The organism is Luteibacter sp. CQ10, assembly GCF_040900725.1.
In the GTDB taxonomy this organism is placed as follows: Bacteria; Pseudomonadota; Gammaproteobacteria; order Xanthomonadales; family Rhodanobacteraceae; genus Luteibacter.
Map to the genome: position 1 here is coordinate 67,769 of NZ_JAEUYM010000001.1, position 19,870 is coordinate 87,638.

The window sequence follows — 19,870 nt, forward strand, 5'->3', positions numbered from 1 at the left end:
TACCCGGCCGCCCGGCGGCCACCCCCGCCATCAGGACACCCCACATGAAGATCATCGAAGGCGATTTCGCCACTCCCAAGGGCCGTTTCGCCATCGTCGCCGGCCGTTTCAACGCGTTCGTCGTCGAACCGCTGGTGGACGGCGCGCGCGACGCGCTCGTGCGCCATGGCGTGAAAGACGACGCGATCGACCTGATCCGCGTGCCCGGCGCCTGGGAAATCGCCCAGGCCGCCTACAAGGTCGCCGCGTCGGGCCAGTATGCCGCCGTGATCGGCCTGGGCGCCGTCATCCGCGGCTCCACCCCGCACTTCGACTACGTGGCCGGCGAAGCCGCCAAGGGACTGGGCCAGGCCGCCTACGCGTCCGGCGTGCCGGTGTGCTTCGGCGTGCTCACCACCGACAGCATCGAGCAGGCCATCGAGCGTGCCGGCACCAAGGCGGGCAACAAGGGTGCCGACGCGGCGATGGTCGCGATCGAAATGACCAACCTCTACGCGAAGCTCGGCCAATGACCAACGCCCCCTCGCACGGCATCGATCTCCAGGCCCGTTCGCGCGCCCGCCGTCGCGCGCTCCAGGCGCTCTATGCCTGGCAGGTGGGCGGTTCGAAGATGGGCAGCGTCATCGCGCAGTTCCGTCACGAGCAGGACATGGAAGTGGCCGACCTCGAATACTTCGAAGACATCCTGCGCGGCGTGGAGCAGCACGTGGCCGAGCTCGACGAAGGCATCAAGCCCTTCGTCGACCGCGAGGTGGGCCAGATCGATCCCATCGAGCGTGCCGCGCTGCGCATGGGTGCCTACGAGCTGAAATATCGGCCCGACGTGCCCTACCGCGTGGTGATCAACGAAGCGGTGGAAGCCACCAAGCGCTTCGGCGCCGACCACGGCCACAGCTATGTGAACGGCGTGCTCGACAAACTCGCGACGCACTGGCGTACGGCCGAAAAGCGATCCTGATGCTCCACCCCTGAGGGAGCACGCATGGAATTCGACCTGATCGAACGCATCCGCCGGCACACGGACGTCAACCGCGACGACGTGGCGACCGGCATCGGCGACGACGCGGCCGTGGTCGCCGTCCCGGCCGGTCGCGAACTCGCGATCGCCGTGGACACCCTCGTGGAAGGCGTGCACTTCCCCGTGGGGACGGCACCCGCGGACATCGGCTGGAAAGCCCTCGCCGTGAATCTTTCCGACTTGGCCGCGATGGGCGCGACCCCCGCGTGGGCCTTGCTCGCGCTCACGCTGCCCACCTCCGACGAAGCCTTCGTCGACGGACTGGCCCAGGGCTTCGCCGAACTCGCCACGCCGTATCGCCTCGCCCTGATCGGCGGCGACACCACGCGGGGTCCGCTCACCGTCACCGTCGCCGTGCACGGGTTCACCGCGCCCGGCGAAGCCCTGCTGCGCTCCGGCGCGCGCGTGGGCGACGTCGTGATGGTCACTGGCACGCTGGGCGATGCCGCGGCGGGCCTGCGCTGCCTCGCCGAAGCGGACGCGTCGCCCTATGCCGCGCTCGTCGAACGGCTCAACCGGCCCACGCCGCGCGTGAGCGCGGGCCAGGCGCTGCGTGGCATCGCCACGGCCTGCATCGACGTCTCCGACGGCCTGGTCGCCGACCTTGGCCATCTCTGCGCGCGAAGTGGCGTGGGCGCCGAGATCGACGTGGCGATGCTGCCGCGTTCGTCGGCCATGCTCGCGCACTTCCACGATGCCGATGCCATCGACTTCGCCCTGGGCGGCGGCGACGACTACGAGTTGTGCTTCACCGTGCCCGCCGATCGCGCGAACGAGGTGGCCGCCGATCTCGCCCGCGTCGGTGGCGGTGCCACGCGGATCGGCCGCGTGGTGGAGGGCGCGGGCGTGCGCGTGATCGATGCGTCGGGGCAGGCGGTCGCCCCGGTGCGCGCGGGCTGGAACCACTTCGCCGCATGAGCACCAAATACGTCCTCGACGCGGCGGACCGCCGCCGGCTGCTCGCGTCGCCGGCGGGATGGATCGCCTGCGGTTTCGGCTCGGGCCTGGTGCCGAAGGCCCAGGGCACGGCCGGCTCGCTCGCCGCGCTGGTGCCGTGGCTCCTGCTGCGCGGCCTGCCGCCGTCGGTATGGCTGTCGATCATCGTGCTGTCGTTCGCGCTGGGCGTGTGGGCGTGCGATGTCGCCGGTCGACGGATCGGCGTGGACGACCATCGCAGCCTCGTCTGGGATGAATTCGTGGGTCAGTGGGTCGCCTTGCTGCCCGCGTTGTGGGCTCCGTGGTGGGCCGTCATCCCCGGTTTCGCGCTGTTCCGTCTCTTCGACGTGGCCAAGCCGCCACCGATCGGCTGGCTCGACCGCCGAGTGAAGGGCGGCCTGGGCGTGATGCTCGACGACCTCATCGCCGGTATCTTCGCCGCGGTGGTGCTTCGCATCGTGCTGTCGTTCGCCTGAGGAAACCTATGGAATACCGTCGCCTGGGCTCGACCGGCCTGCCACTGTCCGCGCTGTCGTACGGCGCCTGGGTCACCTTCGGCCGGCAGGTGGGGCGTTCGGATGCGCGCGAGCTGATCGCGCTGGCCTACGACCATGGCGTGAATTTCTTCGATAACGCCGAAACGTATAACGCCGGCGACGCCGAGCGGCTGATGGGCGACGTGATCGCCGACCTGCGCCTGCCGCGCGATGCGTATTGCGTGTCGAGCAAGGTGTATTTCGGTGCGACCGCCCATCCCAGGCCCACCCAGAAAGGCCTGTCGCGCAAGCACGTGTTCGATGCCTGCCACCAGGCCTTGCAGCGTTTGCGGGTGGATTACCTGGACCTCTACTTCTGCCACCGTCCCGATCCGGATGCGCCGGTGCTCGAGACGGTGTGGGCGATGGATACGCTCGTGCGCCAGGGCAAGGTGCTCTACTGGGGTACCAGCGAATGGCCGGCGACGCTCATCGACGAGGCGCATCGCGTGGCGCGTGAGCATGGGCTCGTGCCCCCCTCGATGGAACAGCCGCAGTACAACCTGCTGCACCGCGATCGCGTGGAGCGTGAATATGCGCCGCTGTACGCCGACCACGGTATGGGCACCACGATTTGGTCGCCGCTGGCGTCCGGGCGATTGACCGGCAAATACAACGATGGCGTGCCGGCGGATTCGCGCCTGGGGCATCCGGATTACGCGTGGTTGCGCGACCAGTTGCTCGGCGACGAAGCGGCGTCGAAGAAAATCCGCGCGCTGGCGGCGGTCGCCGACGACCTGGGTATTCCCATGGCTCGAATGGCGCTCGCCTGGTGTCTGAAGAATCCGAATGTTTCCACGGTGATTCTCGGGGCGAGCAAGAGGCATCAATTGGAAGAGAACCTGTCGGCGCTGGACGCCGTGCCCTTGCTCGACGATGCCGTCATGGCACGCATCGAAGCCGCGCTCTGACCGGTTCGCCGGTGCGATCGGCTCCCACCCCTTCGGTAGCAGGATCTCGGTAGACCTGACCTGTTCGGCTGCCAGTCTTCGATGACCCGGCTACCGAAGGGGTGGGAGCCGATCGCATCGGCGAACCCGAGCGAAGCGAAGCATCAAACGTCGCCGTACAACGCCTGCAACGCGGCGATCGCCGCCAATCCCGCCGTTTCGGTGCGCAAGATGCGCGGCCCCAGCCGCAGCCCGATAAACCCGGCTCCCGTCAACGCCGCCCGGTCGCGCTCCCCGAAGCCGCCCTCGGGCCCGATCGCCAGAATCGCGGCATCGCGCAGCCCCAGTTCCCCCGGCCGCTTCGTCCCTTCGGGCAACAACGCCAGCCGCATCGGTCCGCCTTCCCCGAGCGACGATAGCCATGCCGCCAAGGGCACCGCGGGCTCGATAACCGGCACCCGCGCCCGCCCCGACTGCTCGCACGCGCTCGACGCCACCGCCCGCCAGTGCGCCAGGCGTTTTTCGGCACGCGCCGCATCCAGTTTCACTTCCGAACGCTCGGTCACCAGCGGCACGATGCGCGCGATGCCCAGCTCGGTGGCCTTCTGCACGATCAGGTCCATCTTCTCGCCGCGTGCCACGCCCTGGGCCAGCGTGAGCGACAGCGGCGATTCGTTGTCGAGGACGCGGCCGTCGCCGATCGTCGCGCGCACTTCGCGCTTGCCGACGGCGCTCAGCACCGCGTCGTATTCCATGCCGTCGTCGCCGGCGAACAGCACCACGGGCGCCCCCACGTCCAGGCGCAAGACGCGCGCCACGTGTTCGCCGGCCTGGGCGGGAAGGGTGATGTCGGTGCCGCTCGCCAGCGGCATGTCGGCGTGGATTCGGATGGTTCGCATGGCGCGCATTGTAGCCAGCCGCGCGCCGGGCTATCGTCGCCGGGTTCACGAAGGAGCCCGATATGCCGATCGTCTGGTACTTCGATTTCGTCTCGCCGTTCTGCTGGCTGCAATGGCCGGCCATCCGCCGCCTGGCGCAGGAGCGCGAGGTAACGCTGCGGCCCATGCTGTTCGGGGCGCTGCTCAAGCAGATGGATCAGCGCGGACCCGCCGAGATCCCGCGCAAACGCGAATTCACCTATCGCCATGCGCTATGGCGGGCGCGGCGGAGGGGCATGCCGTTGAAGTTTCCGCCCTCCCACCCGTTCAATCCCCTGCCCGCGCTGCGTCTGTGCGTGGCGGCGGGTACGAGCGTGGAAACGGTGGGAAGCCTATTCGAGTGGCTATGGGTTCATGGCCGCGCGGGCGACAGCCTCGAGGCGCTGGCGCCGCTGGCCACCTCGTTGGGCATCGACGACATGCAGGCCGCGCTGTCGTCGCCGGAGGTGAAGGCGACGCTCCAGGCCAACTTCGAGGAGGCCATGCGCCACGGGGTGTACGGCGTGCCCACGCTGGCCATCGGCGGCGAGCTGTTTTGGGGCGACGATGCGCACGATTTCGCGATGGATTACCTGCGCGACCCGGGACTGTTCGCCGACGGCGAGATGGCTCGCCTCGGCGAACTCCCCGTCGGCCTGTCGCGCGTCTAGGCCACCGCCTTTTCGATGCCCGCGATAGCCGTGTCGACCATGAAATCGATCTCGTCGGGCGTGATCACGTAAGGCGGCATGAAGTAGACGACGTTACCCAGCGGCCGCAACAGCGCGCCGTGTTCCAGGCCATGCCGGTAGACGCGAAGCCCGCGCCGGTCGCCGGACGGGAAGGGCGCGCGCGAGCCCTTGTCGGCCACCAGTTCGACGGCGGCGATCATCCCGGTCTGGCGCACGTGACCCACGTGCGGGTGGTCGGCCAGGGGAGCGATGCGGCGCGCAAGGTGGGCCGCCAGGTCGCGGTTGCGTTCCAGCACCGGATCGTCGCGGAAGAACTTCAGCGTGGCGGTGGCGGCGCGGCAGGCGAGCGGGTTGCCGGTATAGCTGTGCGAATGCAGGAAGGCCTTGCCGGCCGCGTATTCCGCGTAGAAGGCCTGGTAGACGTCGTGCGTGGTGACCACCGCGGACAACGGCAGGAAGCCACCGGTAAGGCCTTTCGACAGGCACATGAAGTCGGGCGAGATGCCGGCCTGCTCGCAGGCGAACAGGGTGCCGGTGCGGCCGAACCCCACGGCGATCTCGTCGGCGATCAGGTGCACGTGGAACTCGTCGCACAGCGCGCGCAAACCGGTGAGGTACGAGGCGTCGTACATGCGCATGCCGCCCGCGCATTGCACCAGCGGTTCGACGATGACGGCGCAGGTTTCGTGCGCGTGGCGCTCCAGCAACGTACGCATCTCGCCCAGGCGGCGCGTGGCGATCTCCCGCGGCGTTTCGCCCGGCTCGCCCTCGAAGGTATCGGGCGAGGGCGCGAGTTCCGGCGTGAGCAGTAGCGGCGCGTACGTGGTGCGGTAGAGCGCCACGTCGCTCACCGAGAGCGCGCCCAGCGTTTCGCCGTGATAGCTGCCGGTCAGCGCGATGAAGCGCGTTTTCTCGCCGTGGCCGCGATTGAGCCAGTAATGGAAGCTCATCTTCAGCGCCACCTCGACGGCGGCCGAACCGTTGTCGGCGAGGAACACGCGATCCAGGCCCGCCGGCGTGATCCGTACCAGTTCCTCGGCCAGCTCCACCGCCGGCTCGTGGGTGAATCCCGCGAAGATCACGTGTTCCAGGCGGTCGAGCTGGTCTTTCAGCGCGGCGCCGATGCGCGGTTCGGCGTGGCCGAAGAGGTTGGTCCACCAGGAACTCACGGCGTCGAGGTAGCGTTTGCCGTCGGTGCCGACCAGCCACGCCCCTTCGCCCCGCAGGACGGGTACCATCGGTAGGGTTTCGTGGTCGTGCATCTGGGTGCAAGGGTGCCAGAGCACGGAAAGATCGCGCGCTGCCAGCGCGTCGGGCCGCGGGGCGGCGAAAAGGGTGTCGTTCATCCGCCCCATGATCCGCCTTGCATGGCCTGCTCTCAAGTGAGGTGCCTGTTGAAGTGGTTCCGACGGATCGCCATCGCGATCGTGCTGCTGGCGCTGTGCGCCGGCGTGTTCTACTGGTTCCTGCCCGCGCGGCTGGCCGCATCGTTCATCGAGCAGCGCGCGCGCGGGCTCACGCTGGACGGCGTCTCGGGCACCGCGTGGGACGGCCACGCGGCGCGCGTGCTCTCGGCCGGCGGCCACGACCTGGGGGCGCTCGACTGGACCCTGGGTCGCGACGCCATCCTCGGTCGCATCCACCTGGGCCTCCACCTGGAGGGGGCGTCAGGACGAGTGGACGCCCATATCGACCGCACGGAACCGGATCGCACCCTCCTGAGCGGCATCGATTTCCGCCTCGACGCCGCCGCCCTGGCCGGCCCGGCCCTGCCGCGCGAACTGGTGCCCCGGGGCACGGTGGAAGGCCGCGTGCCGCGCGCCGTGTTGCAGGGTAACTGGCCCATGGAACTCGATGCCGAGGTGCGCTGGCTGCAGGCGGCGGTCAGGACGCCGGAGGGCTACGTCGCCCTCGGTGGCATCGCGTTGAAGGCCGAGAGCCGCGCGGGCGTGCTCCGGGCACGCGTGGCCGACGACGGCGAAGGGTCGCTCGGCGTCGATGCCACCCTGGCCGGTTCGCCGCTGGGCTGGCGCCTCGCGGGCAAGCTCGCGCCACGCATCCAGGACACCGCATTGACCCATCTCATCGCCCGCTTCGGCCCCGTGGGCCGCGACGGTACCGTCATCCTCGACCGCAAGGCCGGCCTCGCGCCCGCGACCACGCCATGACCGACATCCTCGACAAGGCCCTCGCGGCCGCCCGTGACGCCGCCGGAGCGGCGGCCGAGATCATCCTCCACTATTGGCGCACAGGCGTCGGGGTGGACCTCAAGGGCGACGACACGCCCGTGACGGCCGCCGATCGCGAAGCGGAGATGGCCATCCGCGGCATCCTCGCCGCGGCGCTGCCCGAAGCGGGCATCTACGGCGAGGAATACGGCGCCGACGACACCTCGCGCGAATGGCTCTGGCTGGTCGATCCGCTCGACGGCACCAAGAGCTTCGTGCGCCGCACGCCGTTCTTCTCCACGCAGATCGCGCTCATGCACCGCGGCGAGCTGGTGCTGGGGGTGTCCTCGGCACCCGTCTACGGCGAGCGCATGTGGGCCGTGCGCGGGCGCGGCGCCTTTCTCGACGGCGAGCCGGTGCGCGTGGCCGCCACGCAGCGGATGGCCGAGGCCTCGATCTCCACCGGCAACGTGAAGACGCTCACCGGCGACGCGCGCTGGGATGCGCTCGGCGCGATGATCCGCGACAGCAACCGGATCCGGGGTTATGGCGATTTCTGCCACTACCACCTCCTCGCGCGCGGCGGCCTCGACCTGGTGATCGAGTCGGACGTGAACATCCTCGACGTGGCCGCGCTGGCCGTGATCGTGCGCGAAGCCGGCGGCGTCTTCACCGACCTCGACGGCGCCGGCCCCACGCTGGAGACGAAAAGCGTGCTGGCAGGCACGCCGGCCGTCCATGCCGCGGCGCTCGCACGCCTGCGGGACGCTACAATCGACCGATGAACAAGCGCCCCACGATCCTCGCCACGCGCGATGCGCCCGACAGCTACCTCCGCCGCGCGGAGGAGGTCGACCTCGAATTCTCCAACGGCGAGCGCCGCACCTACCAGCGGCTGAAGGGGGGCGGTCATGGCGCGGTGCTCATCGTCGCCATGCACGACGCCGACACGGTACTGCTGGTGCGCGAATACGGTGTCGGCGTCGACCGTTACGAACTGGGCGTGCCCAAGGGGCGGCTGGATCGCGACGAGACGGTGGAGCAGGGCGCCGATCGCGAACTGAAGGAAGAGGTCGGTTTCGGCGCGCGCAAGCTCACCATCCTCGGTACCTTGTCGCTGTCGCCGTCGTACATGACCCACATGGCCCACGTGGTGCTCGCCGAAGACCTCTACCCCGAGCGCCTGCAGGGTGACGAACCCGAAGAACTCGAGGTGGTGCCCTGGCGCATGAACGACCTGCACACGCTGATCGCTCGCGACGACGTGACCGAGGGCCGTTCCATCGCCGCGTTGTTCATGGCCCGCGAATACCTCGCCGGGCGGTACCGTCCGGCATGAGCGCCGTCGATCCCGCCCACTACCTCGACGACCTACGTGCCATCGCGCGCCGCGCGGCCGATGCCATCCTCGACGTCTACGCGCAGGATTTCGAGGTGGTCTGCAAGGCCGACGATTCCCCCGTCACCGCCGCCGACCTCGCCGCGCAGCGCGTCATCACCGAAGGGCTGGCCGCCATCGCGCCCAACGTGCCGGTGATTTCCGAGGAGGCCACGGCGGCGTCGTGGGCGGAGCGACGCACGTGGCGTCGCCACTGGCTGGTCGATCCGCTCGACGGCACGCGCGAGTTCATCAAGCGCAATGGCGAGTTCACCGTGAACATCGCCCTCATCGAGAACCACCGTCCCGTGCTCGGCGTGGTGCTCGCGCCGGTGGGCGGCGACGCGTACTACGCCGCGAGCGGCCTCGGCGCGTGGCGGCAGGCCACGCCGGACGCCGAACCGGTGCGCATCCGTTCGCGCGTCGCGGGCGAGACGTTGCGCGTCACCGGCAGCCACTGGAGCGGCGGCATGGCGGCCACGCTGCTCGACCGCCTCGGTCCGCACGATCGCCTGCCGCTGGGATCGTCGCTCAAGTTCTGCGTGATCGCGCGCGGCGACGCCGACCTCTACCTGCGTCTGGGCGCCACCTCGGAATGGGACACGGCGGCGGCGCAATGCGTGCTGGAAGAAGCCGGCGGCGCGGTGCTCGACCTGGCCGGGCGGCCCTTCCGTTACAACACCCGCGATTCGCTCATCAATCCCGAGTTCATCGCCTGCGGCGACACCGAGGTCGACTGGGCGGCACGTCTCGTCGATCCGGACGACAACGCATGACACGCCTCGTCGACGACCTGCTCGCGATCATGGCCCGCCTGCGCGATCCGGAAAGCGGCTGTCCGTGGGACGTGAAACAGAATTTTTCCACCATCGCGCCGTACACCATCGAGGAAGCCTACGAGGTGGCCGACGCGATCGACCGCGGCGACATGCACGACCTGCGCGACGAGCTGGGCGACTTGCTGCTGCAGGTGGTGTTCCATGCGCGCATGGCGGAAGAAGCCGGGCACTTCGCGTTCGGCGACGTGGTGGACGCCATTTGCGAGAAGATGCTGCGCCGTCATCCGCACGTGTTCGGCGACGTCACGCACGAGAGCGACGCGGCGCGTTCGCGCGACTGGGATCGCCTGAAGGCGGAGGAGCGTGCGGCGAAGGGCGGCGACGACACGAGCGCTTTGGCCGGCATCTCGCGCGGACTGCCCGAATGGCAGCGCGCGGTGAAATTACAGAAGCGCGCGGCGAATACGGGTTTCGATTGGCCCGATCATCGTCCGGTGCTCGACAAGCTCGCCGAGGAGCTGGAAGAAGTTCGCCACGAGTTCGATAACGGTGCCGACGAAGAGCGTCTCGCGGACGAGATCGGCGACGTGCTGTTCGTGGCGGCGAATCTCGCGCGGCACGCGAAGGTGGACGTGTCGCGTGCGTTGCGCGGGGCGAACGCGAAGTTCGAGCGGCGTTTCCGGGCGATGGAGGCGCTGGCGGCCGCCCAGGGGCGTACGCTGTCGTCGTATTCGCTGGAAGAGCAGGAAGGGCTATGGGCTCGCGTGAAGCGCGAGGCATCGTGATTCGCCGATACGATCGGCTCCCACCCTTCGGTAGGACGGCTCTCGAAAAGGTGGTGTCGATGGGCCACCCCGTCGGCCGGAGGAATGGGGGACCGCTGAGGGCGTACGTGATTCGCCGATGCGATCGGCTCCCACCCCATCGGTAGGACGGCTCTCGAAAAGGTGGTGTCGATGGCCCACCCCTTCGGCAGGAGGGATATGTTGAATGGGTGCTACCGAAGGGGTGGGAGCGGATCGTATCCGCGAACGGGGCTAGCCGATTACTTCGAATCCGCCGACTTGGCCGCCGCACGCTGCTGCATGCGCGACTTGAACGCTTCCATCGCCTCGTGGCGCTTCTGGTCCTGCGCGAGGCTCTCGTCGAGGCTCTTGCGCATCGTCGCGATCGCGGCGTCGGTATCCTTCGGCTGCAACTGCGCGCGGGCGAGGTGACGGTAGGCGTATTCGCGCACCATCGGGTTCTGCGACTTGGCGAGCACCTCGTTGTAAAGCGCCGGCAGCTCCTTCTGGCGGCCGGACATGACGTAGAGGCGCTCCAGGCCACGGAGGTCGCCGATCACGCCCGAACGGGCCATGCCGCCGCGATCGTGGCGGCCCCAGCCATGATGGCCGCGTTCGCCGCCCTGGCCCCATGCGTGGTCCTGGCCGGGCTGGGCGTGGGGAGCGACCTTGGCGGCGGGCGCCGGCGGAGCGGCATCCTGCGCGTACGCGAAGGCGGCCGAACCGGCGAGGAGGAGGGAAGCGACGGTGGCGATGAGGGTCTTGCGCTGCATGGATGGTCTCCGAGGGAGGAAAGGACTTGCACGGGGAAAAACGTGCCGTGCGGGCGCCGGTTGACCGCTGCGTTGCCGTACGCTCAGTTTCGTGTGAAATCGCCGTTTGCAACCTTTTGCGGTGCGGCGGCATCCATCACCGGAACACCCATTCACCGGAGGAAGTACCCATGCGCCACCTCATCCTTGCCGCCGTGCTGCTGATGCCTGCCGTGGCCCTGGCCTACGACGAACCGCAGTGCCGATTCGGCGCAGACCGCCATCTCGATCTCGACATGGGCGGCGTGCACCGCGTGCGCTTCGTGGTGAACTCCCATGACCTCCAGGTCGACGGCAGCGGAAGCGGCAAGCCCACCGTCGACGGCCGCGCGTGCGCCTCCAGCCAGGACATCGTCGACAGCCTGGTGGTCGAACAGACCAGGGAAGGCGACACGCTCGTGGTGGAACTGAAGGACAAACGCCATGGCTGGTCGGGTTTCGGCAACAGCTACGCCTACCTCAAGGTCAAGGCGAGCATCCCGGGCAACCTGCCCGTGGTCGTGGAGGGTGGTTCGGGTGACGTCGAAGTACGCCACGTGGCCTCCCTGCAGGCGTCGGCGGGCTCGGGCGACGTCGAAGCGAACGACGTGCGTGGCGAGGTGCAGGCCAACGTGGGCTCGGGCGACCTCAAGCTCAGCCATACGGGGCCGGTGGACGTGAGTTCCGTCGGCTCGGGCGACCTGACCGTGCGCGATGCGCGCGGCGTGCGGATTGGCACGGTCGGTTCGGGTGACGCCAAGCTGACCGACATCCAGGGCGACGTGAGCGTGGGAACCGTGGGCTCGGGCGATCTCGTCGTGGACGGCGTCAAGGGCAACCTCACCGTGCGTTCCCATGGCAGCGGCGACATCGAGCACCACGACGTGAGCGGCAAGGTCGACGTGCCACGCGACGACGATTGATCATGACGGTTCGACCACCTCGTCAACCGATATGATCCGTCCGTCCCGGACGGAACGACTCGAATGACCTGGTTGCCCGAATCGCTGCGCGCCCTGCGCCGCGACGTGTTTTTCCTCGTGTTGCTCGGCGTGGCGGTCGCCTTTGCGATCGCCACGCCGTCGCGCGTCCCCTCGTGGCCGTCGCTGGTGGATTGGCCGACCATCGCCGCCCTATGCGGATTGCTGTTGCTTACCAAGGCGGTGGAGACGAGCGGCGCGCTCGACGTGGCCGGCCACTGGCTCATCGACCGGACCTCGACGCGCCGCGTGGCCGCGCTCGGCTTGGTGGCCGCCACGGCGCTGTCGTCGATGCTGCTCACCAACGACGTCTCGCTGTTCGTGATGGTGCCGCTCACCTTGAGCATGTGCCGCATCGCCCGCATGCCCGCGACGCGGCTGGTCGTGTTCGAAGCCCTCGCGGTTAATGCCGGATCGATGCTCACGCCGATCGGCAACCCGCAGAACCTGTTCCTCTGGCAGCAGTGGGGCGTGGGTTTCGGCGGTTTCGTGTGGGCGATGCTGCCGCTGGCCGGACTGGCGCTGACGGCACTGCTCGTGGTCACCGCGTTCGCGTTTCCCGGGCAGGCGCTCGAAGTGCACGAACGGGCATCGCATCAGGTGGATCGCGCGCTGCTCGTCGTGGCGGCGGTGCTCTACGTGCCTTTCCTCGTGCTGGCGGACCTGGGACACGCCGCCTGGGCCCTCGCGGGCGTGCTCGCCACGTTCGTCGTGTTTCGCCGACGCATCGTGGGGGCGATCGACTGGGGGTTGCTGCTCACCTTCGTGCTGATGTTCATCGACCTGCGCTCGCTGGCCGCGCTCGACGTCGTGCGTTCGTTCCTGGGGTCGCTCGGGCTGGCGCAGGCGCCGCACCTCTACGCGACGGGTGCGTTGGCCTCGCAGGTGGTGAGCAACGTGCCGGCGGCGATCCTGCTGGCGGAGTATTCGCACGATTGGCGCACGCTGGCGTGGGCGGTGAACGTGGGCGGGTTCGGTTTCGTGCTGGGCTCGCTGGCCAACCTGATCGCGTTGCGGCTGCTCGGCGAGAAGAAGGCCTGGGCCAGCTTCCATGCGTGGTCGGTGCCGTTCTTCGTGGCGATCGGGCTGCTGGGGTGGGCGTTGCTCTAGGCGACGCTGTTCGCCGATACGATCGGCTCCCACCCCTTCGGTAGCGAGGTTTTGCCACGCTTGCTACCGAAGGGGTGGGAGCCGATCGTATCGGCGAATGGCCTCAGGCCTTGCGCGTGCCCGCGACGCCGGTATTGCTGTTGCCCTTGTCGTGCTTCTTGATGAAGCCGCGCACGTGGGGATACACCACTGATGCAGGCTATCGCTCGGTAGGAGCCGATTCATCGGCGATCCCTAACGGTGTCGCCAACTGGCATCGCCGCTGAAGCGGCTCCTACCAAGCGCGGAGAGGCAATGTGAGTGTTCAGGCCTTGCGCGTGCCTGCGGCGCCGGTGTTGCTGTTGCCCTTGTCGTGCTTCTTGATGAAGTCGCGCACGTCGGGATACACCACCTCGCGCCAGCGGCGGCCGCTGAAGATGCCGTAATGACCGGCCCCGGCCACGGTGATGTGCTGCTTGCGCTTCTTCGCGATGCCCTTGCACAGGCCGTGCGCCGCTTCGGTTTGCCCGGGCCCGGAAATGTCGTCGAGCTCGCCTTCGATGGTGAGCAGCGCGGTGTCCTTGATGGCGGCGGGCTTCACCCGTTCGCCGTTGACGTCCCACGTGCCCTTCGGCAGGCGGTGTTCCTGGAACACCGTCTCGATGGTATCGAGGTAGTACTCGGCCGGCATGTCGAGCACGGCGTTGTACTCGTCGTAGAACTTGCGGTGCGCCTCGGCGTCGTCGAGATCGCCCTTGCGCAGGTTTTCGTAGAAGTCCCAATGCGACATCACATGGCGGCTGGGATTCATCGCCATGAAACCGGCATGCTGCAGGAAGCCCGGATACACGTCACGGCCGGCGCCCGGATACTGGTAGGGCACCTTGTGGATGAGCTGGCTGCGGAACCACGACAGCGGCCGCGTGGTGGCGAGGTTGTCGACGCTGGTGGGGCTCTTGCGCGTGTCGATGGGGCCGCCCATGAGGGTGAGCGTGGCCGGCGTGGGCTCCCCACGCGCCGCCATCAGCGAGACGGCTGCGAGCACCGGCACGGTAGGCTGGCATACCGACACCACGTGCGCGCGATGCACGCCGACGTGGCGGATGAATTCCTCGATGTACGACACGTAGTCGGCCAGCGAGAAGGAGCCTTCGCTCGCCGGGATCATGCGCGCGTCGACCCAGTCGGTGATGTACACCTTGTGGTCGCGCAGCAGGGTGCGCACCGTATCGCGCAGCAACGTGGAATGGTGACCGGACAGCGGCGCCACCACGAGCACGGCCGGGTCGTGTTTCATCCGGTCGACCGTGGCCTGGTCGTCGGAGAACCGCTTGAAGCGCTTGAGCGTGCAGAACGGCTTGCTCATCGCCACCTGTTCGACGATGGCCACGTCGTGGTCATGCGCGTGCACGCTGTGGATGCCGAACTCCGGTTTCTCGTAAGCCTTGCCCAGCCGGTACATCAGCTCGTAACCGGCCGCGGCGCGGTCGGCCCCCGGCATGCGGGCGAAGGGGCTGGCGGCGTCGCCGAACATCTTCGCGCTCGCCTCGGCCCAGTAGGTGAGCGGGCTGAGCATCGAGCGTTGCCATTCGTGCATGAGGTAGAGCATGCAGGTTCCGGGGGCGGGGGAGGTGGCGCATCATAACCAGTTGCGCCGCGTCATGTGTAAAGCCGCTGTTTTTGCTCGATTTAAATGGACGCCTTGCGGCATACCAGCAGGACCTCGTCAACCCCGGGGGCGGGATCGAAGCCGGGCGTGAAGGTCAGCGGCTTCTGGAAACGCACGCCCAGCGGCATGAACACGCGGTTGTACCACCACATGGCGCGGGCGCGCTGGTGGGTGAGATACCACTGGCCCAGGTCGAGCAGTTTCGACGACTTCGGCTGCATGCCGTAAACGGCGCTGCGCTCGATGGTGAAGCCGTGGCGAGCCAGCAGGGCGCGGATGGCCTCGGGCTCGTAGCGGCGGTAGTGGCCCACGAAGTCGTCGAATGCCGTCCATGCCTCGGGGTGCAGGGGAATCGAGAGGAGCAGGCTGGCCCCGGGCTCGGCCACCCGGGCCAGTTCGGCCAGGGCGCCTTCGTCGTCGACCACGTGTTCGAGGATGTCGAAGGCGCAGACGAAGTCGAAGCTGGCGTCCTGGAACGGCAAGGCGCCGATCATGGCGTTAGCCACGCGGGCGCCGTGCCGTGCCAGTTCGGTGAGGGCGGGGCGGCTGAGGTCGGCGAACTGGGTGCCGGCCAGCGGCAGGCGGGGGCGCAGGCCGGGCGCGATTTCCAGGCGCCGCGAGGTGCGCGCCACGATCTCGGAGACGAGCGGCCAGGTGTTGAACCGCTCGGGAGCGAAGAGCCTGGCCTCGGACCATAGCGCGTCGTAGAAGCGCTTGTTGCTGCCGATCAGATCGGCGTCGGTGCGACCCGAAGACGATCCCGGGGTGAACGATGCGAACGTCATGCGATACCCCGGGGGTTCATGGAATCAGCGAAGGCGGGCCAGCTCGCGCAGCAGCGGAAGCCGCCGTACGCGCACCGCCGTGGCGCGGAACACGGCATTGGCCAGCGCCGGTGCCGCCGAAGGCACGCCGATGACGCTGGCGCCCGCCGGCGAGGCGGTGGACGGCACGATCACCGTTTCCACCGCGTTGGGCATGGGCTGCGTCGGCGACAGGGCGTAGTCGCGCAGGCCCGTCTGCTGCACTTTGCCGTCCTTCACCGTGATGGCGAGGTTGAGGGCGGTGGACAGCGCATCCATGGTGGCGCCCTGCAACTGCGCCTCCAGGCCCAGCGGGTTGATCACCCGGCCCACGTCGGCGGCGCAGACCACGCGCACGATGTCGATGCCGTCCTGCCTGGGGGCCACCTCGATCGCGTGGGCCACGTAGGCGCCGAAGACGTAGGCGCAGGCGATGCCCAGGCCGTTCTCGCTGCGCAGCCAACGGCTCCAGTCGAGCTTGTCGGCGGCCAGCTTCAGCACGTTGGCCATCCGCGCGGTGTCGATGGGGCCGCCGCGGGCGCCATAGGGCAACTGGCGCGGTTCGCCGAGCAGGCTCAGGCGGAAATCGAGCGGATTGAGCTTCAGCGCATGGGCGATCTCGTCGACGAAACTCTCGCTGGCGAAGGTGGGCGTGACATGCGGTGAGCCCCGCCAGTCGCCTCGGGCCAGCTGCGAGGAGAGCGGATACCAGTCGCTGCGGTAGTTCGGCACGAGGCCGGCGGGCAGGGCGTCGGGCACCACCTCGGACTGCCACAGGCGGTTGTCCGGCGTGTTGCGCCCCACCAGCGCCGACGGGCTCGCCATGCGCTGGTGCCAACCGACGATGTTTTTCTTGCGGTCGATGGACGCGTTGAGGCTGTGTACCGCCAGCGGCCGGTAATAGTCGTGGGCGAGGTCGTCGGCACGCGTCCACAGCAGCTTGAGCGAGCGGTTGCGGATCTCGTCGGGCTTCTTCGCCAGCGCCACCGCCAGGGCCTCGGCGACGTAGTCCGCCTGCAGGCGGCGACCGAAGCCGCCGCCACCGCGCGGCACGCGGATGTCGATCTGCTCCGGCTTGAAGCCGGTCATCCGCTGTACCACGGCGTAGACGTCGCGCGGCGACTGGGTGGCGGCGATCACGGTGATGCTGGTGTCGGGATCGAGGCGCACGATGCAGCTGGGCGTTTCGGCCGTGGCATGGGCCACCCACGGCTGGAAATACGTGGCCTCGAGCGAGCGAGCGGCCTTCTTGCGCGCGGCCGCGACGTCGCCGTCGTTGCGCACGATGGACGGCGTGGCCTCGTCGTTGCCGAAGAGGTCGAGCGCCTGCTGTTCGAGCGTGCTTGCGGGGGGCTCGGTGTTGGGCCCTGGCTTCCAGGTGGCCTTCAGCGCCGCGCGGCCGGACAACGCGGCCCACGTGTCGTCGGCGAGCACCGCCAGCGCGGGCGACTGCACCGCCGTTCCGGCGGCCTGGCCCGACTCGGGCGTGATGTCGATGACGGCGCGCACGCCCTTGACCTCGGACGCCGCCTTGCGATCGGCCTGGTCGAGCGTGCCGCCCGGATACGGGCAACGCGCCAGCACCACCACGAGCGGTTCGCCGATGGTGTCGTCGAAGGCATAGGCCAGCGTGCCCGTGACGACGGCGCGCGCATCGACGTCGCCGGCCGGCTGGCCCACGAGGCGGTAGCGTTCCGGCTGTTTCAGCGGCGGCGCCGAGGACGGCGCATCGATGCCGGCGGCGGTGGTGGCGAGATCGGCGTAGGACACCTTGCGGCCGTCCGCGGCGATGGCCATGCCCGCTTCCCCGCGGATCTGGTCCGCCGGTACGCCGAGGCGGCGGGCGGCGGCCTGCAGCAGCAACCAGCGGGCGAGCGCCCCGGCCTGGCGCAGGTCGGCCCAGGCGGCGGGAATGCTGGTGGCGTCGCCGCTGCGCTGGCGGCCATAAGTGAATTTCGGTTCGCCGTTGCCGGCCTCGAGGCCGAGCCCCAGCGGCTCGACGACCACCTGGTTCCAGTCGGCGTCCATTTCCTCGGCGATGATGCGCGCCAGCGAGGTGGCGGTGCCTTCGCCGTTGTCGGGATCGCGCACGCCGATGAACACGCGGCCGTCGGCGGCGACGCGCAGGTAGGGGCCCAGCTGTTTCCAGCTGTCGCCCAGCAAGGCCAGCGGCACGGGACGGTCGGCCGCCTCGGCGGTGCCGATGCCGATCACCAGGGCACCGGCGGCGCCGGCGGCGTATTTCAGGAAACGGCGGCGCGACAGTCGAACCTCGCCGCTCATGCCTTGGCATCCTTCATCGCGACGGCCGCGCGCTTGATCGCCTTGCGGATGCGGCCATAGCTGCCGCAGCGGCAGAGGTTGCCGATCTTGTCGATATCGGCGTCGGACGGATTCTTCTGGCGCGAGAGCAGGTCGACGGCGGCCATGATCTGGCCGGGCTGGCAAAAGCCGCACATGACGGCGTCTTCGTCGATCCAGGCCTGCTGCACGGGATGCAGCGCGCCGTCCTTGCCGGCAAGGCCCTCGACCGTGGTCACGCGCTTACCCGCCATCTTCTCCATTTTCGTCTGGCACGAGGCCACGGCCTTGCCGTCGACGATCACCGTGCAGAAGCCGCATTCGCCCTGGTCGCAGCCGTATTTGGCGCCGGTCAGGCGGAGCGTGTCGCGCAGGTACCACAGCAACGGCATGGCGGGGTCGCCGGTGTGCCGGTAGCGCTTCTCGTTGACGATGAGGTCGATGCCTTCACGTACGGGCTTGGGCGCCGGCTGCTTGGCATCCTGGGCGGCGGGAACGGGTACGGGCGACGTCGGGCCTTGCTGTGCCATCTGCTTTCCTCAAGCTGAACCCGGGCATTGTGGCATCGGTGCCCGTGTTCAGCGAGCGACTTTACTGAACAGGCGCCGCCACACGGCGTACACGGGCAGCCCGGCGACGACGACCGCGCCGACCACGGCCGCGCTCAGCGGCTTGGACCATGCGTAGGCCACCACCACGGCCACGACGGTGGCGAGGAAGACCAGTGGCAGCAAGGGATATGCCGGGGTGACGAAGCTCGGCCGCTCGGCGGCGCGCCGCCGGTACCAGAACAGGGTGGCGATGGTGACGGCGTACGCGCTCCAGTCGCCGAACGTGGCGAAATCCAGCAATTGGCCGTAATTGGCCGCCAGCACCAGCACGACGGCCCAGGCCGACAGCGATACCAGCGCCACGTTGGGCGTGCGGTGCCGCGGATGCAGGCGAGCCACGCTGGCGAAGAACAGGCCGTCCTCGCCCATCACCTGAAGCACGCGCGCGCCGGCCACGAGGGTGATGTTGCAGAAGCCGAGCGTCGAGATGGCGATGCCGATCGCGATGATCTTCGCGCCGGTCGCGCCGAAGACGCGGCTCATGACGTCGGCGGCCGGCGCCTGGCTCGCGGCGAGGCCGTCGTGGCCGAGCACGGCGAGGTAGGCGTAGTTGGTGAGCACGTAGGCCGCGATCACGACCAGCATACCCAGCACGAGCGCGCGGGGGAGCGTGCGCTGCGGATCGCGCACTTCGCCGGCGAGGTTGTTGAGGTAGCTGAAGCCCGAGAACGCGAACAGCACCGGCAGGAGCGCCCCAGCGAGGTTGCCGGTCGGCGGGGTGGGCGAGGCGGCCAGGGCCTGGGTGGTGCCCGCGCCGGCGAAGGCCAGGCCGGTGACCACCAGTACGGCGATGGCGGCGAGCTTGAGGATGGCGAACACGTTCTGCACCTGCGCGCCGAGGCGGATGCCGAACAGGTTGATGCCGGTGACGAACACCAGGGCACCGACGGCGAGCGGCTTGACCAGCCCGGGCGACAGCCCGAACACCGAGGTGGCGTAGCTGCCGAAGATCGTCGCCACGGCGGCGCTGCTGCCGCTGTAGATCACCAGCAGCATGGTCCAGCCGAAGAGAAAGCCGGCGAGCCGTCCGAACGCCTCGCGCAGGTACACGTAGCTGCCGCCCGCTTCGGGGCGTCGCGCGCCCAGTTCGGCGTAGCACAGGCAACCCACCAGGGTGAGCAGGCCGGCGCCCACCCAGAGCCCGAGCAGCACCAGGCCCGATTCGGTGCGCTGCGCGGCGATGCCGGGGTTGAGGAAGATGCCGCCGCCGATGATCCCGCCCACGACGATGAGCGCGGCGTCCATGAGGGTGAGGCGGCGGGCGTAGCCGGGGTTGTCCATCGGAGCGTCTTTTGGGATCGAAGGTGGCGAGGATGGCGTGAGCCCAGGCATTTGTAAAAGGGAAGATGCGGGGGGAAAAACGGGGTCTGTTGCCTCGGCACAGGCCGATGCCCACGGCAAGGGGCATGGGCATGCGATACCGCTCGCATGGCTACCAGGGCCGCAGACACCGGCCCGCGTCGGTGCGACGGGCTTCGGGAGGGCGCCGGTTTGCGTTTTTATCGTTGCAGCGCAACACTTTCGGGA

21 protein-coding genes are annotated in these 19,870 nt (G+C 68.9%); 13 read left to right on the forward strand and 8 right to left on the reverse strand.

Annotated features, from left to right (window positions below):
• The first annotated feature begins 44 nt into the window (after positions 1-44).
• The 5 genes from ribE to JNG39_RS00330 are packed head-to-tail and all read left to right on the forward strand — an operon-like array spanning position 45 to position 3,401.
• On the forward strand, positions 45-512 hold the full coding sequence (ribE, locus tag JNG39_RS00310) for a 6,7-dimethyl-8-ribityllumazine synthase (protein ID WP_144914561.1): 468 nt from the start codon (positions 45-47) through the stop codon (positions 510-512).
• Positions 509-958, forward strand: a complete 450-nt coding sequence (gene nusB / locus JNG39_RS00315; RefSeq protein WP_368309004.1) for a transcription antitermination factor NusB — start codon at positions 509-511, stop codon at positions 956-958. The genes ribE and nusB overlap by 4 nt, the downstream gene beginning before the upstream one ends.
• Positions 959-982: 24 nt before the next feature.
• Positions 983-1,936: a thiamine-phosphate kinase gene (gene thiL / locus JNG39_RS00320; protein WP_368309006.1), complete on the forward strand. Its 954-nt coding sequence runs from the start codon at positions 983-985 to the stop codon at positions 1,934-1,936.
• The gene (locus tag JNG39_RS00325) at positions 1,933-2,430 is read left to right on the forward strand and encodes a phosphatidylglycerophosphatase A (protein ID WP_368309007.1); all 498 of its coding nucleotides are present in this window, start codon (positions 1,933-1,935) and stop codon (positions 2,428-2,430) included. Before thiL ends, JNG39_RS00325 begins: the two co-directional genes overlap by 4 nt.
• Before the next feature lie 8 nt (positions 2,431-2,438).
• Positions 2,439-3,401, forward strand: coding sequence for a potassium channel beta subunit family protein (locus tag JNG39_RS00330; protein WP_368309008.1), 963 nt, complete (start codon positions 2,439-2,441; stop codon positions 3,399-3,401).
• A gap of 143 nt (positions 3,402-3,544) precedes the next feature.
• Here the strand turns inward: JNG39_RS00330 and JNG39_RS00335 are convergent, their stop codons facing one another.
• Positions 3,545-4,279 (reverse strand): 16S rRNA (uracil(1498)-N(3))-methyltransferase, encoded by a 735-nt coding sequence (locus JNG39_RS00335; protein WP_368309009.1) that lies wholly within the window; start codon positions 4,277-4,279, stop codon positions 3,545-3,547.
• A 62-nt stretch (positions 4,280-4,341) separates the two neighbouring features.
• Here JNG39_RS00335 and JNG39_RS00340 point away from each other — a divergent pair, with 62 nt between their 5' ends.
• The gene (locus JNG39_RS00340) at positions 4,342-4,968 is read left to right on the forward strand and encodes a 2-hydroxychromene-2-carboxylate isomerase (RefSeq protein WP_368309010.1); all 627 of its coding nucleotides are present in this window, start codon (positions 4,342-4,344) and stop codon (positions 4,966-4,968) included.
• Here the strand turns inward: JNG39_RS00340 and JNG39_RS00345 are convergent.
• Positions 4,965-6,335, reverse strand: a complete 1,371-nt coding sequence (locus tag JNG39_RS00345; RefSeq protein ID WP_368309011.1) for an adenosylmethionine--8-amino-7-oxononanoate transaminase — start codon at positions 6,333-6,335, stop codon at positions 4,965-4,967. The genes JNG39_RS00340 and JNG39_RS00345 overlap by 4 nt on opposite strands.
• Positions 6,336-6,383: 48 nt before the next feature.
• Here JNG39_RS00345 and gspN point away from each other — a divergent pair, with 48 nt between their 5' ends.
• Genes gspN through mazG form a run of 5 tightly spaced genes read left to right on the forward strand, consistent with a single transcriptional unit; the run spans position 6,384 to position 10,099 of the window.
• Entirely contained in the window at positions 6,384-7,157 is a 774-nt protein-coding gene (gene gspN / locus JNG39_RS00350) for a type II secretion system protein N (protein ID WP_368309012.1), read from the forward strand.
• Positions 7,154-7,942, forward strand: coding sequence for an inositol monophosphatase (locus tag JNG39_RS00355; RefSeq protein WP_368309014.1), 789 nt, complete (start codon positions 7,154-7,156; stop codon positions 7,940-7,942). Before gspN ends, JNG39_RS00355 begins: the two co-directional genes overlap by 4 nt.
• Complete coding sequence (gene nudE / locus JNG39_RS00360) at positions 7,939-8,496, forward strand: ADP compounds hydrolase NudE (RefSeq protein WP_368309015.1); 558 nt, start codon at positions 7,939-7,941, stop codon at positions 8,494-8,496. Before JNG39_RS00355 ends, nudE begins: the two co-directional genes overlap by 4 nt.
• Positions 8,493-9,311: a 3'(2'),5'-bisphosphate nucleotidase CysQ gene (gene cysQ, locus JNG39_RS00365; RefSeq protein WP_368309016.1), complete on the forward strand. Its 819-nt coding sequence runs from the start codon at positions 8,493-8,495 to the stop codon at positions 9,309-9,311. Before nudE ends, cysQ begins: the two co-directional genes overlap by 4 nt.
• Positions 9,308-10,099, forward strand: coding sequence for a nucleoside triphosphate pyrophosphohydrolase (gene mazG, locus JNG39_RS00370; RefSeq protein ID WP_368309017.1), 792 nt, complete (start codon positions 9,308-9,310; stop codon positions 10,097-10,099). The genes cysQ and mazG overlap by 4 nt, the downstream gene beginning before the upstream one ends.
• Positions 10,100-10,359: 260 nt before the next feature.
• Here the strand turns inward: mazG and JNG39_RS00375 are convergent, their stop codons facing one another.
• Complete coding sequence (locus JNG39_RS00375; protein WP_368309018.1) at positions 10,360-10,872, reverse strand: hypothetical protein; 513 nt, start codon at positions 10,870-10,872, stop codon at positions 10,360-10,362.
• 170 nt (positions 10,873-11,042) lie between these two features.
• Between JNG39_RS00375 and JNG39_RS00380 the strand changes: the two genes are divergently transcribed.
• Together JNG39_RS00380 and JNG39_RS00385 are read left to right on the forward strand one after the other, a co-directional pair.
• Complete coding sequence (locus JNG39_RS00380) at positions 11,043-11,813, forward strand: DUF4097 family beta strand repeat-containing protein (protein ID WP_368309019.1); 771 nt, start codon at positions 11,043-11,045, stop codon at positions 11,811-11,813.
• Positions 11,814-11,876: 63 nt separating this feature from the next.
• Positions 11,877-12,980, forward strand: a complete 1,104-nt coding sequence (locus tag JNG39_RS00385) for an SLC13 family permease (protein ID WP_368309021.1) — start codon at positions 11,877-11,879, stop codon at positions 12,978-12,980.
• Positions 12,981-13,284: 304 nt separating this feature from the next.
• On the opposite strand, the gene JNG39_RS00390 is transcribed toward JNG39_RS00385, so the two are convergent.
• The 5 genes from JNG39_RS00390 to JNG39_RS00410 all read right to left on the reverse strand — a co-directional run bounded on the left by JNG39_RS00390 (position 13,285) and on the right by JNG39_RS00410 (position 19,624).
• A complete protein-coding gene (locus tag JNG39_RS00390; protein ID WP_368309022.1) occupies positions 13,285-14,568 on the reverse strand; it encodes a polyhydroxyalkanoate depolymerase in 1,284 nt (427 codons plus the stop codon).
• 80 nt (positions 14,569-14,648) lie between these two features.
• Positions 14,649-15,413, reverse strand: a complete 765-nt coding sequence (locus JNG39_RS00395; RefSeq protein ID WP_368309024.1) for a class I SAM-dependent methyltransferase — start codon at positions 15,411-15,413, stop codon at positions 14,649-14,651.
• Positions 15,414-15,437: 24 nt separating this feature from the next.
• Positions 15,438-17,714, reverse strand: a complete 2,277-nt coding sequence (locus tag JNG39_RS00400; protein ID WP_368309025.1) for a molybdopterin cofactor-binding domain-containing protein — start codon at positions 17,712-17,714, stop codon at positions 15,438-15,440.
• Positions 17,711-18,262: a (2Fe-2S)-binding protein gene (locus JNG39_RS00405; RefSeq protein ID WP_368309026.1), complete on the reverse strand. Its 552-nt coding sequence runs from the start codon at positions 18,260-18,262 to the stop codon at positions 17,711-17,713. Before JNG39_RS00405 ends, JNG39_RS00400 begins: the two co-directional genes overlap by 4 nt.
• A 48-nt stretch (positions 18,263-18,310) precedes the next feature.
• The gene (locus JNG39_RS00410; RefSeq protein WP_368309027.1) at positions 18,311-19,624 is read right to left on the reverse strand and encodes an APC family permease; all 1,314 of its coding nucleotides are present in this window, start codon (positions 19,622-19,624) and stop codon (positions 18,311-18,313) included.
• Positions 19,625-19,870 lie beyond the last annotated feature (246 nt).